This window comes from Pseudomonas sp. Irchel s3f7, assembly GCF_900187615.1.
Classification (GTDB): Bacteria; Pseudomonadota; Gammaproteobacteria; order Pseudomonadales; family Pseudomonadaceae; genus Aquipseudomonas.
This window is the reverse complement of record NZ_FYDO01000026.1, coordinates 55763-71880: the sequence shown is the minus strand read 5'-3', so window position 1 is coordinate 71880 and position 16118 is coordinate 55763. Positions and strand designations below refer to the sequence as shown.

Genomic DNA, 16118 nt, shown 5'->3' with positions numbered 1-16118 from the left:
CGTAGATCTGCCTGATAGCCGAACAAGCAAGGAGCTTATGACCAGCAGCTCAATGGCCGGCGATGCCCGACTGGATACTTCGCTCACCCCTGCATGGTTGCGGGTGACGGGCGACTGGACGCTTGCCCACTACGCCGACCTCAAGCAGCTGAGCGAAAAACTCCGCGGCCAGTATGACACCGATACCCAGATCGATCTCAACGGTCTTGGCACCCTCGATACGGCGGGCGCCTCGTTGTTGGTGGAACTGCTGGGTTCCGAGCGCATCGGCCGCTCTGCCCAGCATCCCGATTGCACCCTTTCTTCCGCTGATCGCGCGTTGCTGCAAACGGTGTACTGCTCGCTGACCGACTTCTGCGTTCCGGTCAAAGAACCGGAAATCAGCGTCAGCATTCAATTGCTCACCCGCATCGGCCGCGCCGTGGACACCGTCTGGCAGGACACCCTGCAACTGCTGGGCTTCGTCGGCCTGATCATCGAAACCATCGCCCGCGGCCTGTTTCGTCCCAAGTGCTGGCGCATCACACCGATGGTCTCGCACATCGAACAAACGGGCCTGGACGCCGCGCCCATCGTGGCCCTGCTGACCTTTCTGGTCGGTGCCGTGGTGGCGTTTCTCGGGGCGACGGTGCTGGCGACGTTCGGCGCCAGCGTGTTTACCGTGGACCTTGTGGGGTTTGCCTTCCTGCGCGAATTCGGTGTGTTGCTGACCGCGATCCTGATGGCCGGGCGAACCGCCAGTTCGTTCACGGCGCAGATCGGCTCGATGAAGGCCAACGAGGAAATCGACGCCATCCGCACCCTGGGTCTCGATCCGATGGAGTTGCTGGTGGTGCCGCGTGTGTTGGCCCTGCTGGTTGCGCTGCCGATGCTGACCTTTCTGGCGATGATTTCGGGGATTATCGGTGGCGCCGTGGTCTGCGCGGTGTCGCTGGATATTTCGCCAGCGATGTTCCTGTCGCTGCTGCAATCGGACATCGGTGTTCAGCACTTTCTGGTGGGCATGGTCAAAGCGCCGCTCTTCGCCTTCCTGATCGCCGCCATCGGTTGCCTCGAAGGCTTCAAGGTCAGCGGCAGCGCTGAATCCGTGGGTGCCCACACCACGTCGAGTGTGGTGCAGTCGATTTTCGTGGTGATCGTGCTCGACGCGGTGGCTGCGCTGTTTTTCATGGAGATGGGCTGGTGAGTCGTGAACCCCGAGCGCCCTCCGAGGCGGTGATTGAAGTGCGTGGCCTGTGCAATCGCTTTGGCCGCCAGAGCGTGCACGAAAACCTTGACCTGGATTTGTACAAGGGCGAAATCCTCGCCGTGGTCGGCGGTTCCGGCAGCGGCAAATCGGTGCTGCTGCGCAGCATTGTCGGTTTGCGTCAGCCCAGCGAAGGCATGGTGAAAGTCTTCGGCAAGAACCTGCCAAGCTTGTCTGAGCATGAGCGCTCATTGGTGGAACGGCGCTTTGGCGTGCTGTTCCAGAAAGGCGCGCTGTTCTCGTCGCTGACGGTGACCGAGAACGTTGCCCTGCCCTTGATCGAGCACGCGGGTTTGAGCCGCAACGACGCCGAGCACCTGGCGGCGGTGAAAATGGCCCTGGCCGGGTTGCCGTTGTCGGCGGCGGACAAGTATCCGGCGTCGCTATCAGGCGGCATGATCAAACGTGCAGCCCTCGCCCGTGCACTGGCACTGGACCCGGACATCCTGTTTCTCGACGAGCCCACCGCCGGCCTCGATCCGATTGGCGCCGCGGCGTTCGATCAATTGATCCTGACCCTGCGCGACGCATTGGGCTTGAGTGTGTTTCTGGTGACCCACGACCTCGACACGCTCTACACCATCACCGACCGGGTGGCGGTGCTGGCGCAGAAAAAAGTGCTGGTGGCGGACGCCATCGACAAGGTCTCGGAAACCGACGACGCGTGGATTCACGAATACTTCCATGGCCCTCGCGGCCGCGCGGCGCTGACGGCCGCCCAACAGCTTCACGAGGTCTGACATGGAAACCCGAGCCCATCATGTGTTGATCGGCCTGTTCACCGTGATCGTGGTGGCAGGCGCCCTGCTTTTCGGTTTGTTCCTGGCCAAGTCCAGCGTCGACACCGAGTTCAAGGATTACGAAGTCGTGTTCAACGAGGCGGTCAGCGGCCTGTCCAAGGGCAGTTCCGTGCAGTACAGCGGGATCAAGGTCGGCGACGTGGTGACGCTGCGCCTGGACCCGAAAGACCCGCGCCGGGTGCTGGCACGGATCCGTCTGGCCGGCGATACCCCGGTCAAGGAAGACACCCAGGCCAAACTGGCCCTGACCGGCGTCACCGGAACCTCGATCATCCAGCTCAGCGGCGGTACACCACAAAGCCCGACGCTCAAGGGCAAGGACGGCAACCTGCCGACCATCGTCGCTTCGCCGTCGCCCATCGCCCGTTTGCTCAATGACAGTGAAGACCTGATGGCCGGGGTGAGCACGCTGATGCATAACGCCAACCGGATGTTCTCCACGGCCAACATCGAGAACATCAGCAAGACCCTGGCGCATCTGGAGCAAACCACCGGAGCCATTGCCGATCAGCGCGGCGATATCCGTCAGGCCATGCAGCAACTGGCCTCGGTCGGCAAGCAGGCCAACAGCATGCTCGAGCAGACCACGGCCCTGATGCGTAACGCCAACGGTCTGCTCAATGACAACGGTAAACAGATGTTCAGCAGCGCCGAGCACGCCATGAAGTCCCTGGAGCAGAGCACCGCCACCATCAACAAATTGCTCGCCGCCAACGAAGACTCAATCAACAGCGGCATGCAGGGCTTCAACGGCCTGGCCCCGGCGGTGCGCGAGCTGCGCGAAACCCTGACGTCCTTGCGCACCATCTCCCAACGCCTGGAAGCCAACCCCAGCGGTTACCTGCTGGGCAGTGACAAGACCAAGGAATTCACACCATGAAGCTGTCCCGAATGGCCTTGCTCGCCAGCGTTACCCTGATTTGTTCGTGCTCGATCCTGCCCAAGCCTGAGCCCTTCGAGATCTATCGATTGCCGTCGGCCCAGAGCGCATCGGCCAGCCATGCCACGCCGCAGCGCTGGTCGCTGCGCCTGACAAAATTCCAGTCCAGCGAAGCGTTGAACAGTCCGAACATTGCAGTGATTCCCCAGGGCGATGTGTTCAGCCACTACAAGGGTTCACGCTGGAGCGACCCGGCGCCGGTGTTGTTGCGCAATCGTCTGCTGGACGGTTTTCAGCGTGACGGACGGGTGGCGCTGTTGAGCACCGATGACAGCCTTTTTCATGGCGACCTGGAACTGGGCGGCAATCTGCAGGCCTTCCAGACCGAGTACCAAGGCACCTCGGCGAGCGTGGTCGTGCGCCTGGATGCTTTGCTGGTGCGCGGTTACGACCAGCGCATCCTCGCCAGTCGCCGCTTTGAAGTACGCCAGCCGCTGAATGATGTACAGGTGCCTGCGGTGGTGGCCGGGTTTGGTCAGGCGAATGATCAATTGACCACGCAGGTGGTGAACTGGGCGGTTGAACAAGGGCAGAGGCTCGCCCCGCCACCCAGACCCTGATGCAGTCCTCTGTAGGAGCGAGCTCGCGATAGCGGTCTGTCAGTCACATTGATTTTGAATGTGCGAGCGTCATCGCGAGCAAGATTGCTCCTACAGGCGCCTTCAGCGACGCAAAAACGCCTGATGCATCGCTTCCAGCGTTTCAAAGTGATACGCCGGCGCTTCGGCGCTCAATTCTTCATGGCTGCCGAAGCCATAACCCACCGCTGCCGCGTCCAGGCCATTGCTGCGTGCGCCGATCAGGTCGTGTTTACGGTCGCCGATCATCAAGGTGTTGGCCGGGTCCAGGCCTTCTTCAGCGATCAGATGGGCGATCAACTCGACCTTGTTGGTCCGGGTGCCGTCCAGTTCGCTGCCGTAAATCACCTTGAAGTGTTTGGCGAAGTCGAAATGCCGGGCGATTTCCCGCGCGAAAATCCAAGGCTTCGAGGTCGCGATGTATAGCTGTCGCCCTTGCCCGCCCAGGGTTTCGAGCAGCGGGGTGACGCCGTCGAACACGCGGTTTTCGTACAGGCCGGTCACCTTGAAGCGCTCGCGGTAGAAATTCACCGCCTTCCACGCTTTCGGCTCGTCGAAGTCGTAGAACTGCATGAACGCCTGCAACAGCGGCGGGCCGATGAAGTGTTCGAGTTTGCTCAGGTCCGGCTCATCGATCCCCAGTTTGCTCAGGGCGAACTGGATCGAACGGGTGATGCCTTCGCGCGGGTCGGTCAGGGTGCCATCGAGGTCGAACAAAACGGTTTGGTAATGCATGAAAATTCCTGGATGTTGGTGCGCCGGTTCAGAGCTGGTCGTAGCCTTCGGCCAGATGCAGATCCTTGAGCTTCACGTAGTTCGCCGCGCTGTAGGTGAAAAAGGCCTGTTCCTTGTCCGTCAGCGGCCGGATCTGTTTCACCGGGCTGCCCACGTACAGAAAACCGCTTTCCAGGCGTTTGCCCGGCGGCACCAGGCTGCCGGCGCCGATGATCACGTCGTCTTCGACCACGGCACCGTCCATGACAATGCTGCCCATGCCGATCAGCACCCGGCTGCCCACCGAGCAACCGTGGAGCATGACTTTGTGGGCGATGGTCACATCATCACCGATCAACAGCGGGTAACCGTCCGGGTTGAACGGCCCGGCGTGGGTGATGTGCAGCACGCAGCCGTCCTGCACGCTGGTGCGTGCGCCGATGCGGATGCGGTGCATGTCGCCGCGGATCACCGTCAACGGCCACACCGAGCTGTCTTCGCCGATCTCGACGTCGCCGATCACCACCGCCGAACGGTCGACAAATGCCCCGTTGCCCAGCAACGGCGTGTGGTTCTGATACTTGCGAAGGTTCACGATAGGGTTTCTCTCTGTTGCTGATAGCTGCGGTGAGCGTCGATTGTAATTAAGATGGCCGCATGTTTCTCCAGCCAAGGTGCCCACTGTGAGCGTGAACAACCCTCTTTTGCAGTCCTACGACTTGCCGCCGTTCTCTGCGATCCGTGCCGAACACGTGCAGCCGGCCATTGAACAGATCCTGGCTGACAACCGCGCCGCCATCCTCGAGATCCTCAAGACCCAGGGCAAACAGCCGACCTGGGCCGGCCTGGTGCTGGCGATGGACGAGCTCAATGATCGCCTCGGCGCTGCCTGGAGTCCGGTCAGCCACCTCAACGCCGTGTGCAACAGCGCCGAACTGCGCGAAGCCTACGAGTCGTGCCTGCCGGCCTTGAGTGCCTATTCCACCGAGATGGGCCAGAACCGCGAACTGTTCCAGGCCTTCGAAGCCTTGGCCAACAGTCCGGAAGCCGCCGGTTTCGACGTGGCGCAGAAGACTATTCTGGAACACTCCCTGCGTGACTTCCGTCTGTCGGGTATCGACCTGCCGGAAGCTGAGCAGAAGCGCTACGCCGAAGTGCAAAGCAAGTTGTCCGAGTTGGGCAGCCGCTTTTCCAACCAGTTGCTCGACGCCACCCAGGCGTGGACCAAGCACCTCACCGATGAAGCCGCCCTCGCCGGCCTGACCGATTCGGCCAAGGCGCAAATGGCGGCCGCCGCGCAAGCCAAAGGCCTGGACGGCTGGCTGATCACCCTGGAATTCCCGAGCTACTACGCGGTGATGACCTACGCCCACGACCGTGCGTTGCGCGAAGAAGTCTACGCCGCCTACTGCACCCGTGCGTCGGACCAAGGCCCGAACGCCGGCCAGAACGACAACGGCCCGGTCATGGAAGAAATCCTCGACCTGCGTCAGGAGCTGGCCAAGCTCTTGGGCTTCGCCAGTTTTTCGGAACTGAGCCTGGCGACCAAAATGGCCGAGTCCAGCGATCAGGTGCTGAGTTTCCTGCGCGACCTGGCCAAGCGCAGCAAGCCGTTCGCCGCTCAGGATCTGGAGCAGCTGAAGGCGTACGCCGCCGAACAGGGTTGCCCGGATCTGCAAAGCTGGGACAGCGGTTTCTACGGTGAAAAACTCCGTGAACAACGCTACAGCGTGGCCCAGGAAGCCCTGCGCGCCTACTTCCCGATCGATAAAGTGCTGGGCGGCCTGTTCGCCATTGTTCAGCGCCTGTACGGCATCGAGATTGCCGAACAGAAAGGCTTCGACACCTGGCACCCGGATGTTCGCCTGTTTGAAATCAAGGAAAACGGCCAGCACGTCGGCCGCTTCTTCTTCGACCTCTATGCCCGCGCCAACAAGCGTGGCGGAGCCTGGATGGACGGCGCCCGCGACCGTCGCCGTACCGCCGAGGGCGTATTGCAAAGCCCGGTGGCCAACCTGGTGTGCAACTTCACCCCGGCCGACAGCGGCAAGCCTGCGCTGCTGACCCACGATGAAGTGACCACGCTGTTCCACGAGTTCGGTCACGGCTTGCACCACCTGCTGACCCGCGTCGAGCACGCCGGTGTGTCCGGCATTAACGGCGTTGCTTGGGACGCGGTCGAGCTGCCGAGCCAGTTCATGGAAAACTGGTGCTGGGAGCCGGAAGGCCTGGCGCTGATTTCCGGTCATTACGAAAGCGGCGAACCACTGCCGCAAGACTTGCTGCAGAAGATGCTCGCAGCGAAAAACTTCCAGTCCGGCCTGATGATGGTCCGCCAACTGGAATTCTCGCTGTTCGACTTCGAATTGCATGCCACCCACGGCGATGGCCGCAGCGTGCTGCAATTGCTCGAAGGCGTGCGTGACGAGGTTTCGGTCATGCGGCCACCGGCTTACAACCGTTTCCCCAACAGCTTTGCGCACATCTTCGCTGGCGGTTACGCGGCGGGTTACTACAGCTACAAGTGGGCTGAAGTGTTGTCGGCGGATGCGTTTTCGAAGTTCGAAGAGGACGGCGTGCTCAACGCCGACACCGGTCGCGCATTCCGTGAAGCGATCCTTGCGCGCGGTGGTTCCCAGGAACCGATGGTGCTGTTCGTCGACTTCCGTGGCCGTGAGCCTTCGATTGACGCACTCTTGCGCCACAGCGGCCTGAGTGAGGACGCGGCAGCATGAGTGAGGGGATTGTGATTACCAAACGACGCTTTATCGCCGGGGCGGTCTGCCCGGCCTGCAGCGAGCCGGACAAACTGATGATGTGGAATGAGGACAGCGTGCCACATCGCGAGTGCGTGGCTTGTGGATACTCTGACACGCTGAATGAACAGGGGCTTTCGGTGCCCAAGGAGCTGGGAACGCGGGTGAACGTCACCGCGCCAAAAGCTCCGGATACCAAGGTTCAGGCGGTTCAGTTTTTCCCGAATCCGAAGCTCAAGAAGAAGTCGGACGAGTAATAAAACGAGTAATCAAAAAAGCCCCCATTGCGTCCTGCAATGGGGGCTTTTTTTAAGTTTTAATCAAGGCCTGACAATATCGACATAGGCTTTAGCCAGTGCCAGAAGTTTGGCCTTGTCATCGGCGTCGATATCGCCGTCTCCATCAATGTCTTTATTGACGTTGCCGAGGTTGAACGATTTTCCGCCATCATACGAAGAGGCGATCAGGCTGGTGGAATCTAGCAGCGCCGTGGTTTTCAGCGAGTTTTCAGCATCCCATCCGTCCTCTTTCAATGCGAACTGCATTGAAACGAGAACTTCATTTGGGTCGACAATAGTTGGGCCAAGCTTTTGCAGAAAGATACCGCGACGGTTGAAGAACGACATCACTAAATCCTTTTAATTAATATGAATATCCCTGTGTGCAGCGAAACAACGATACCGGTGTTTCAAACTTTTGAGCCAGCCGTTATCTGTATCTCTTAGTTGCTTCGCACTAACCAGCCTCCAGGAAAATGCCGAACGGCACTGGTGAGCGCGTTCTTGTCGGGATACTGTATGCGCATACAGTTATCAGGGTTTCCCCATGCACACGCCCTTGCCCCCACGTGGCCGCGGCACCGCGACCAATCCCCATAATCGCTTCGCCCCCAGCCGATCAGTGGCTGAGGACGACGGCTGGTATCAAGAGGTGCCCACCACGCAGGGTACCGAGGTGAGCATTGAGACGGCGAAATCCATCATCACCCGCAACACTTCGCCGGACTTGCCCTTTGATCGTTCAATCAACCCCTATCGCGGTTGCGAACACGGCTGCATTTATTGTTACGCGAGGCCGAGCCACGCTTACTGGGACATGTCGCCGGGGCTGGATTTCGAAACAAAACTGATCGCCAAGACCAATGCCGTCGATGTGCTGGAGCAACAGCTGTCCAAACGCGGCTATCAATGCGCGCCGATCAATCTGGGTTCCAACACCGATCCATACCAGCCGATCGAGCGCGAATACAAGATCACCCGACAAACCCTCGAAGTGCTGCTGCGCTACCGGCATCCGGTGACCATCGTCACCAAGGGCTCGCTGATTCTGCGCGACCTCGACCTGCTGACCGAGCTGGCCCGGCACAGGCTGGTGGCGGTGATGATCAGCCTGACCAGCCTGGACGACGAACTCAAGCGCATCCTTGAACCCCGCGCGGCGGCGCCCAAGGCCAGGCTTCGCGCGATCCGGGTGATGCGCGACGCGGGCATTCCGGTCGGCGTGTTGTGTTCCCCGATGATTCCGATGATCAACGACAGCGAACTCGAAAGCCTGCTCACCGAGGCTCAGGCGGCCGGGGCGCAAAGCGCTGCGTATATGATGTTGCGCCTGCCGCTGGAAGTGGCGCCGTTGTTTGAAGAGTGGCTGGCTGCCCACTACCCGCAACGGGCCGCGCACGTGTTGAGCCTGATTCGCCAGAGCCGGGGCGGCGAACTCTACGACAGTCGCTTTGGTGCGCGAATGCGTGGTGAAGGTCCTTTTGCCGACCTGTTGGCGCAACGTTTTAGCAAAGCGATCAGGCGTCTGGGACTCAATCACCGGGAAGGCTTTAATCTGGACTGTGATGCCTTTTGTCCGCCGGGTCGCCAGATGTCGTTGATTTGAGGACAATTGGCCTATGGTTGAGTACGGTGGATTTCACTTTGCCATTAGGCTGGTCACGTTTTTTGTGATCTGGAACACGCATTCCAGAGCGGTTTCTTCAGTTTGAATTAAGATTCGGCCGCTACCTTGTTCATCGAGTGACTGATGGGTCGAGATGCTCGGCCTGGATGTTTTTTACACAGGCACTGGCTTCATACCGGACAACACGGGAAGATTCCCTGACTCCGCCAAAGAGGATGAATCATGAGTGACAAGGATAAACAGCCGTTGGCTGCGTCGGCTTCCGCCGAACCCGAGGCGGAAACCGCCGATGCAGCGCTGCAGCATATCGTTGAAGGCTTTTTGCATTTTCATCATGAGATCTTTCCGCAGCAGGAAGAACTCTTCAAAAAACTCGCCACGGCCCAACGGCCGCGCGCGATGTTCATCGCTTGCGCCGACTCGCGCATCGTTCCGGAACTGATCACCCAAAGCGCTCCCGGCGATTTGTTCGTGACCCGCAACGTCGGCAACGTTGTGCCGCCCTACGGGCAAATGAACGGTGGTGTTTCCACCGCCATCGAGTACGCGGTGCTGGCCCTCGGTGTGCATCACATCATCATCTGCGGGCATTCTGATTGCGGTGCGATGCGTGCGGTGCTGAACCCCCAGAGCCTGGAAAAAATGCCCACGGTCAAAGCCTGGCTGCGGCATGCCGAAGTGGCGAAGACCATGGTCCAGGACAACTGCAATTGCGCCAACGAAAGCGAAAGCATGCACATCCTCACCGAAGAGAATGTCATCGCCCAGTTGCAGCATTTGCGCACCCACCCGTCGGTGGCCTCGCGCATGGCCAACGGTCAGTTGTTTATCCACGGCTGGGTCTACAACATCGAAACCAGCGAAATCAAAGCCTACGACGCTGATAAAGGTTGTTTCCTGCCGCTCAATGGCAGCCTGCCGATTCCCGTGGCGACGCCCAAAGCGCGCTTCTAAATACTCCTAAATCCTTGTGTGGTTTAGCCGAGGCTGCCGATCAGGCAGCCCGGCTTTGCCATGCCTGAAGAAAACTTCGGGAGACTCACCATGCGTGCAGCTCAACTCAAAACTGTTCTGCCACGGGAGCTGCTGGCTTCGGTGGTTGTGTTTCTGGTCGCCCTGCCCTTGTGCATGGGCATCGCGATTGCCTCGGGACTGCCACCGGCCAAAGGTCTGATAACGGGCATCATCGGTGGCCTGGTGGTCGGTTGGCTGGCCGGTTCGCCGCTGCAAGTCAGCGGCCCGGCGGCGGGCCTGGCGGTTCTGGTGTTCGAACTGGTGCGCGAGCACGGCATCGCCATGCTCGGGCCGATTCTGTTGCTCGCGGGTTTTCTGCAACTGGTGGCCGGTCGTTTGAAACTGGGTTGCTGGTTTCGCGTGACAGCACCTGCGGTGGTGTACGGCATGTTGGCCGGGATCGGCGTGCTGATTGTTCTGTCCCAGGTGCATGTGATGCTGGATGCCGTGCCTAAACCCTCGGGTCTGGATAACCTGGCCGGTTTCCCGGCTGCGCTGGCTCAGGCGTTGCCGACGCTGGGATGGCAAGCCGGTTTGCTCGGGTTGTCGACGATTGTCGTCATGTGGCTGTGGGAAAAATTCCGCCCACAATCCCTGCGCTTCATCCCCGGCGCGCTGCTGGGCGTCGGTCTGGCAACACTTGCCAGCCTGGTGTTGGCATTGCAGGTCAAACGGGTTGAAGTGCCGGCCAACCTGACGGAGGCCATCGACTGGCTGAAACCGGCGGATTTGCTCAACCTGGCTGATCCGACCTTGCTGATTGCCGCGTTTGCCGTGGCCTTCATCGCCAGCGCCGAGACGCTGCTTTCGGCCGCGGCGGTTGATCGCATGCACAGCGGGCAGCGCTCGGACTTCGACCGGGAACTGTCGGCGCAAGGTATCGGCAACATGTTGTGCGGCTTGCTCGGTGCATTGCCGATGACGGGCGTTATTGTGCGCAGTTCGGCCAACGTGCAGGCCGGCGCCACGACCCGCTTCTCGACCATATTCCACGGGCTGTGGTTGCTGGCGTTCGTGCTGTTGCTGTCCAGCGTGCTGCAGAGCATTCCGGTGGCGAGCCTGGCGGGCGTGTTGGTGTACACCGGTTTCAAACTGGTGGACCTCAAGGTCTTTCGCGGTTTGGGCCGCTATGGTCGAGCGCCGATGTTCACCTATGCGGCCACCGCCCTCGCCATCGTGTTCACGGATCTGCTGACGGGTGTGTTGATCGGCTTTGGCTTGACGTTGGTGAAGCTGGCGTTGAAAGCCTCACGCTTGAAAATCAGCCTGATCGACCTGCCACAGGAGGGGGAAATGGAATTGCGTCTGGTGGGCGCGGCGACCTTCCTCAAAGTGCCGGCGCTGACCCAGGTGCTGGGCAGCATTCCTGCGGGTACGACGGTGCATGTGCCGCTCAATAACCTGAGCTACATCGATCATTCGTGTCTGGAATTGCTGGAGGAATGGGGACGGGCGAATTCGGCCAAGGGCTCGAAACTGTTGATTGAGTCGCGAGGGTTGAAGCGCAGGCTTGAAGGCAGGGTTCGTACCAACACCGGTATCGGTGCGGCTGGCTAAAAACCAATGCAGGAGCGAGTTTGCTCGCGATAGAGGCGGATCAGTCAACATTGATGTTGAATGACATGGCCTCATCGCGAGCAAGCTCGCTCCTACAGGGGATGTGTTTACCGGTGGATCAAGCCGCCGGCTGATCCAGTTCCAGGCCTACGCCCAGGCGGCGGGACATGCACGGCCAGCGTTTCCACGCGGCGCCGGTGTCCGGGCTGTTGAGTTTCTCACGGTAGGCTTCCACCGATTCCAGCGCGAAGCTTTCGTCGTTGAGCATCTCGTCAATGGCGTGATGCACCACTTCGTCCAGTTGGTTGGCAAATTCCTCACCGATCAATTGGTGAGCAATCAGGTTGGCGACAGTCATGTCCAAAGGGATCAGTGGCTGGCCGAAATGCTTGATGTACAGGTCGTTGACCTCTTCGACAAAACGGTGCGCCAGATAGGCTTCGTCCAGCAAACCGTCCAGCCCGATGTGCCCGGCCATGATGGCGGGTGGCTGAATGAAATACTGTTCGGCGATTTTCAGCACCGGTTTGATCTGTGACTCAATGCCCGCTTCCCTGGCGACTTCATTGGCTGCATCCAGCAGATCAGGTACTTCTTCAATGTAGGCGGCGACAAAACGCGTCAGAACGCCGTTGGTATCGGTTTCCGGCAGTTGGATCGCCGGGTGTAGATGAGGCAGTTTATTTTCCAGCTGACGTGTCAGCAGGCGGGTCTCGGCTTCGTGTTGTTGGGCTGTTTGGATCTGCTCGCGCAATGCGGCGGTGTTCATGAAAACTCCAGGGAACAAGGCAATGAAATATGGAAGACATAACTTAGCTGGCTTACGAAAAATGCTAAGACGCATTTGTCATAATTATTTCATCCTTGAGACGCCCCCGTTATATCGGTTCGCCACCACTCGTCTGCATCCTTCTCCATTCGCACCCTACAAAGCAAGTGAATGCTGTTTCAGATCATTTACGCCTTCACATTGCGAGGTCGGAGGTGCTGTCTATACTCGGGTTGGAATGGAGTTAGCTGATGACGCCCGACTGCATATGCAGCAAGGCCCGGTGCTCAAGTTCGTAGTCTGATGCAGCCGCTCCCTTGCCGCAGGTGAAAGCCGGCGGGATAACAAGAACGATAAGGGGAACCCGCAATGATGCGACATCCACATGTCTGGATGGGCCTCCTGTTGTGGTCGATTTTCAGTCAGGCGCAAGCGGCCTGGACTGTGAATATGGCGCCTGGAGCGACTGAAATCAGTCACGCTGTGTTTGACCTGCACATGACCATTTTCTGGATCTGTGTAGTGATCGGCATCATCGTCTTTGGGGCCATGTTCTGGTCGATGATCCTCCACCGCCGCTCGACCGGGCAGGTGGCCGCCAAATTTCATGAAAGCACCACCGTCGAAATCCTCTGGACCATCGTGCCCTTTCTTATCCTGGTGGTGATGGCGATTCCCGCTACCGCGACCCTGATCAAGATGTACGACGCCAGTGAGCCGGAGATCGATATCCAGGTCACCGGTTATCAGTGGAAGTGGCACTACAAATACCTGGGCCAGGACGTCGAGTTCTTCAGCAACCTGGCCACACCCGCCGATCAGATCCACAACAAGGAAGCCAAGGGCGAGCATTACCTGCTTGAGGTCGACAAGCCGTTGGTGTTGCCGGTCGGTGCCAAGGTGCGCTTCCTGGTGACGTCCGCGGACGTGATCCACTCCTGGTGGGTGCCGGCCTTCGCGGTCAAGCGCGATGCGATTCCGGGGTTCGTCAACGAAGCCTGGACCCGCGTCGAAAAGCCCGGCATCTATCGCGGCCAGTGCGCTGAACTGTGCGGCAAGGATCACGGATTCATGCCGACCGTGGTCGAGGTCAAGGAAAAGGCCGATTACGAAAAATGGTTGGCCGAGCGCAAGGCTGAGGCCGCGCAACTCAAAGAGCTGACCAGCAAGGAATGGACACTCGACGAGCTCAAGGAGCGCGGTGACAAGGTCTATCACACCGCCTGTGTGGCCTGTCACCAGGCCGAGGGGCAGGGCCTGCCACCGATGTTCCCGCCACTCAAGGGCTCGAAAATCGCCACCGGGCCGAAAGACGCTCACCTGGGCATTGTCTTCCATGGCAAGCCTGGCACAGCGATGGCGGCGTTCGGCAAACAGCTCTCGGAAGTCGATATCGCAGCGGTCGTGACCTATGAACGCAACGCCTGGGGCAACAACAAGGGCGACATGGTCACGCCAAAAGAAGTGCTGGAGCTGAAACAGGCGGAAAGCAAATGACCCGGTCTATTGCGCACGTAAGGAACCGGTCGGGGCAATGTACCCCGGCCTGCCCAGCCCATCTGTTTGCAGGAGACAGGACATGACTGCTGTAATCGATGAACATGTTCATACCGCCACCGACCACGCCCACGGCCCCGCCAAAGGCCTGATGCGTTGGGTGCTGACCACCAACCACAAGGACATCGGCACGCTGTACCTGTGGTTTGCGTTCTCCATGTTCCTGCTGGGCGGCTCGTTCGCGATGGTGATTCGCGCCGAGCTGTTTCAGCCGGGGCTGCAAATCGTCCAGCCAGAATTCTTCAACCAGATGACCACCATGCACGGTCTGGTGATGGTCTTCGGTGCGGTGATGCCGGCGTTCGTCGGCCTCGCCAACTGGATGGTTCCGCTGATGATCGGCGCGCCGGACATGGCCTTGCCGCGCATGAACAACTTCAGTTTCTGGCTGTTGCCGGCGGCGTTCATTCTGCTGATCTCGACCCTGTTCACCCCCGGTGGCGGGCCGAACTTCGGCTGGACGTTCTACGCGCCGTTGTCGACGACGTATGCACCGGAAAGCGTGACGTTCTTCATCTTTGCCATCCACTTGATGGGGATCAGTTCGATCATGGGCGCGATCAACGTGATCGCCACCATCCTCAACCTGCGCGCCCCCGGCATGACGCTGATGAAAATGCCGCTGTTCGTCTGGACCTGGCTGATCACCGCGTTCCTGCTGATCGCGGTGATGCCGGTATTGGCCGGGTGCGTGACGATGATGCTGATGGACATCCACTTCGGCACCAGCTTCTTCAGTGCCGCCGGTGGCGGAGATCCGGTGTTGTTCCAGCATGTGTTCTGGTTCTTCGGTCACCCCGAGGTGTACATCATGATCCTGCCGGCCTTCGGTGCCGTCAGCGCAATCATCCCGACTTTCTCGCGCAAGCCGCTGTTCGGTTACACCTCGATGGTCTACGCCACGGCGAGTATCGCCTTCCTGTCGTTCATCGTCTGGGCGCACCACATGTTCGTGGTCGGCATTCCGCTGGTGGGCGAGTTGTTCTTTATGTACGCCACGCTGCTGATCGCGGTGCCAACGGGCGTGAAGGTGTTCAACTGGGCCAGCACCATGTGGCAAGGCTCGCTGACGTTCGAGACGCCGATGCTGTTTGCGGTGGCGTTCGTGATCCTGTTCTCCATCGGCGGGTTCTCCGGGTTGATGCTGGCCATCGCCCCGGCGGACTTCCAGTATCAGGACACCTACTTCGTGGTCGCGCACTTCCACTATGTATTGGTGCCGGGGGCGATCTTCGGGATCTTCGCTTCGGCCTACTACTGGATGCCGAAATGGACCGGCCACATGTACGACGAAACCCTCGGCAAGCTGCATTTCTGGCTGTCGTTCATCGGTATGAACATGGCTTTCTTCCCGATGCACTTTGTGGGGTTGGCGGGCATGCCTCGGCGGATTCCGGACTACAACCTGCAATTCGCCGACTTCAACATGGTGTCGTCGATCGGCGCATTCATGTTCGGCGCCACGCAGATCTTCTTCCTGTTCATCGTGATCAAGACCATTCGCGGCGGCCCGCCAGCCCCGGCCAAACCGTGGGATGGGGCGGAAGGCCTGGAGTGGAGCATTCCGTCACCGGCGCCGTATCACACCTTCACTACGCCGCCGGAAGTGAAATGAACAACGCCCTTGTAGGCGCCGGCTTGCTGGCGATGAAGCTAAAACGGTGTGTCAGACACACCGCTATCGCTGGCAAGCCAGCTCCTACAGGATTTGGAGTAGGGGTTAGAAGTCATGGCTGACTCAATTTCGATGAAGAAACTGGTCACGCGTCTGCTGACCGTGGTGGTGGCGATGTTTGTGTTCGGGTTTGCCCTGGTGCCGATCTACGACGTGATGTGCAGGGCCTTCGGCATCAACGGCAAGACCGCCGGGCAGTACGAAGGTGAGCAAACGGTCGACACCTCGCGGCAGGTGCGCGTGCAGTTTCTGTCGACCAACACCGCCGACATGCCATGGGACTTTTACCCCAAGCATGACGAGTTGACCGCGAACCCGGGGGCGGTGAACGAGATGATCTTCATCGCCCACAACCCCACCGATAAACCGATGAGCGCCCAGGCCGTGCCGAGCATCGCGCCAAGCGCCGCGGCGGCGTATTTCCACAAGACCGAATGTTTCTGCTTTACCCAGCAAGTGCTGCAGCCCGGTCAACGGATCGAGATGCCGGTGCGATTCATCGTTGACCGTGACATGCCCAAAGATGTGAAGCACCTGACGCTGTCTTACACGCTGTTCGATATCACCGCCCGACATCCACCGGTAGCCGTAATCACTGGCGGTTGAG

Annotated in this window: 16 protein-coding genes; 12 read left to right on the top strand and 4 right to left on the bottom strand. The window is 59.7% G+C overall.

The genetic code is table 11. The annotated features are described in order from the left end of the window. Positions 1–37 precede the first annotated feature (37 nt). From CKW19_RS21520 to CKW19_RS21505, 4 genes are read left to right on the top strand one after another with little or no spacing between them, the layout of a single operon-like run. Complete coding sequence (locus tag CKW19_RS21520; protein ID WP_095059750.1) at positions 38–1186, top strand: ABC transporter permease; 1149 nt, start codon at positions 38–40, stop codon at positions 1184–1186. Beyond that, positions 1183–1986, top strand: a complete 804-nt coding sequence (locus CKW19_RS21515; RefSeq protein WP_095059749.1) for an ABC transporter ATP-binding protein — start codon at positions 1183–1185, stop codon at positions 1984–1986. Before CKW19_RS21520 ends, CKW19_RS21515 begins: the two co-directional genes overlap by 4 nt. A gap of 1 nt (position 1987) precedes the next feature. Next, complete coding sequence (locus tag CKW19_RS21510; protein ID WP_095059748.1) at positions 1988–2926, top strand: MlaD family protein; 939 nt, start codon at positions 1988–1990, stop codon at positions 2924–2926. Then, positions 2923–3546: an ABC-type transport auxiliary lipoprotein family protein gene (locus CKW19_RS21505; RefSeq protein ID WP_095059747.1), complete on the top strand. Its 624-nt coding sequence runs from the start codon at positions 2923–2925 to the stop codon at positions 3544–3546. The genes CKW19_RS21510 and CKW19_RS21505 overlap by 4 nt, the downstream gene beginning before the upstream one ends. Positions 3547–3648: 102 nt before the next feature. On the opposite strand, the gene CKW19_RS21500 is transcribed toward CKW19_RS21505, so the two are convergent. Beyond that, positions 3649–4299: an HAD family hydrolase gene (locus tag CKW19_RS21500; RefSeq protein ID WP_095059746.1), complete on the bottom strand. Its 651-nt coding sequence runs from the start codon at positions 4297–4299 to the stop codon at positions 3649–3651. 28 nt (positions 4300–4327) lie between these two features. Continuing rightward, entirely contained in the window at positions 4328–4873 is a 546-nt protein-coding gene (locus CKW19_RS21495; RefSeq protein WP_095059745.1) for a gamma carbonic anhydrase family protein, read from the bottom strand. A gap of 88 nt (positions 4874–4961) precedes the next feature. On the opposite strand from CKW19_RS21495, the gene prlC reads away from it, so the two are divergent. Both prlC and CKW19_RS21485 read left to right on the top strand, forming a co-directional pair. Further along, the gene (gene prlC / locus CKW19_RS21490; RefSeq protein ID WP_095059744.1) at positions 4962–7013 is read left to right on the top strand and encodes an oligopeptidase A; all 2052 of its coding nucleotides are present in this window, start codon (positions 4962–4964) and stop codon (positions 7011–7013) included. Further along, positions 7010–7291, top strand: a complete 282-nt coding sequence (locus CKW19_RS21485; RefSeq protein ID WP_095059743.1) for a YheV family putative zinc ribbon protein — start codon at positions 7010–7012, stop codon at positions 7289–7291. The genes prlC and CKW19_RS21485 overlap by 4 nt, the downstream gene beginning before the upstream one ends. Before the next feature lie 63 nt (positions 7292–7354). Here the strand turns inward: CKW19_RS21485 and CKW19_RS21480 are convergent, their stop codons facing one another. Continuing rightward, positions 7355–7660, bottom strand: coding sequence for a hypothetical protein (locus CKW19_RS21480; RefSeq protein ID WP_095059742.1), 306 nt, complete (start codon positions 7658–7660; stop codon positions 7355–7357). Between the two features lie 199 nt (positions 7661–7859). On the opposite strand from CKW19_RS21480, the gene CKW19_RS21475 reads away from it, so the two are divergent. The 3 genes from CKW19_RS21475 to CKW19_RS21465 all read left to right on the top strand — a co-directional run bounded on the left by CKW19_RS21475 (position 7860) and on the right by CKW19_RS21465 (position 11510). Next, entirely contained in the window at positions 7860–8918 is a 1059-nt protein-coding gene (locus CKW19_RS21475) for a PA0069 family radical SAM protein (protein WP_095059741.1), read from the top strand. A 243-nt stretch (positions 8919–9161) separates the two neighbouring features. Continuing rightward, the gene (locus CKW19_RS21470; RefSeq protein ID WP_095059740.1) at positions 9162–9893 is read left to right on the top strand and encodes a carbonic anhydrase; all 732 of its coding nucleotides are present in this window, start codon (positions 9162–9164) and stop codon (positions 9891–9893) included. A 90-nt stretch (positions 9894–9983) separates the two neighbouring features. Further along, positions 9984–11510, top strand: a complete 1527-nt coding sequence (locus CKW19_RS21465) for a SulP family inorganic anion transporter (RefSeq protein ID WP_095059739.1) — start codon at positions 9984–9986, stop codon at positions 11508–11510. Between the two features lie 118 nt (positions 11511–11628). On the opposite strand, the gene CKW19_RS21460 is transcribed toward CKW19_RS21465, so the two are convergent. Beyond that, a complete protein-coding gene (locus CKW19_RS21460) occupies positions 11629–12279 on the bottom strand; it encodes a hypothetical protein (RefSeq protein WP_095059738.1) in 651 nt (216 codons plus the stop codon). 369 nt (positions 12280–12648) lie between these two features. Here CKW19_RS21460 and coxB point away from each other — a divergent pair, with 369 nt between their 5' ends. The 3 genes from coxB to CKW19_RS21445 all read left to right on the top strand — a co-directional run bounded on the left by coxB (position 12649) and on the right by CKW19_RS21445 (position 16117). After that, positions 12649–13776 carry a cytochrome c oxidase subunit II gene (gene coxB, locus CKW19_RS21455; protein ID WP_095059737.1) on the top strand — a complete coding sequence of 376 codons (1128 nt, stop codon included), beginning with the start codon at positions 12649–12651 and terminating at the stop codon, positions 13774–13776. An 82-nt stretch (positions 13777–13858) separates the two neighbouring features. Beyond that, entirely contained in the window at positions 13859–15451 is a 1593-nt protein-coding gene (ctaD, locus tag CKW19_RS21450; RefSeq protein ID WP_095059736.1) for a cytochrome c oxidase subunit I, read from the top strand. 114 nt (positions 15452–15565) lie between these two features. Then, the gene (locus CKW19_RS21445; RefSeq protein ID WP_095059735.1) at positions 15566–16117 is read left to right on the top strand and encodes a cytochrome c oxidase assembly protein; all 552 of its coding nucleotides are present in this window, start codon (positions 15566–15568) and stop codon (positions 16115–16117) included. Position 16118 lies beyond the last annotated feature (1 nt).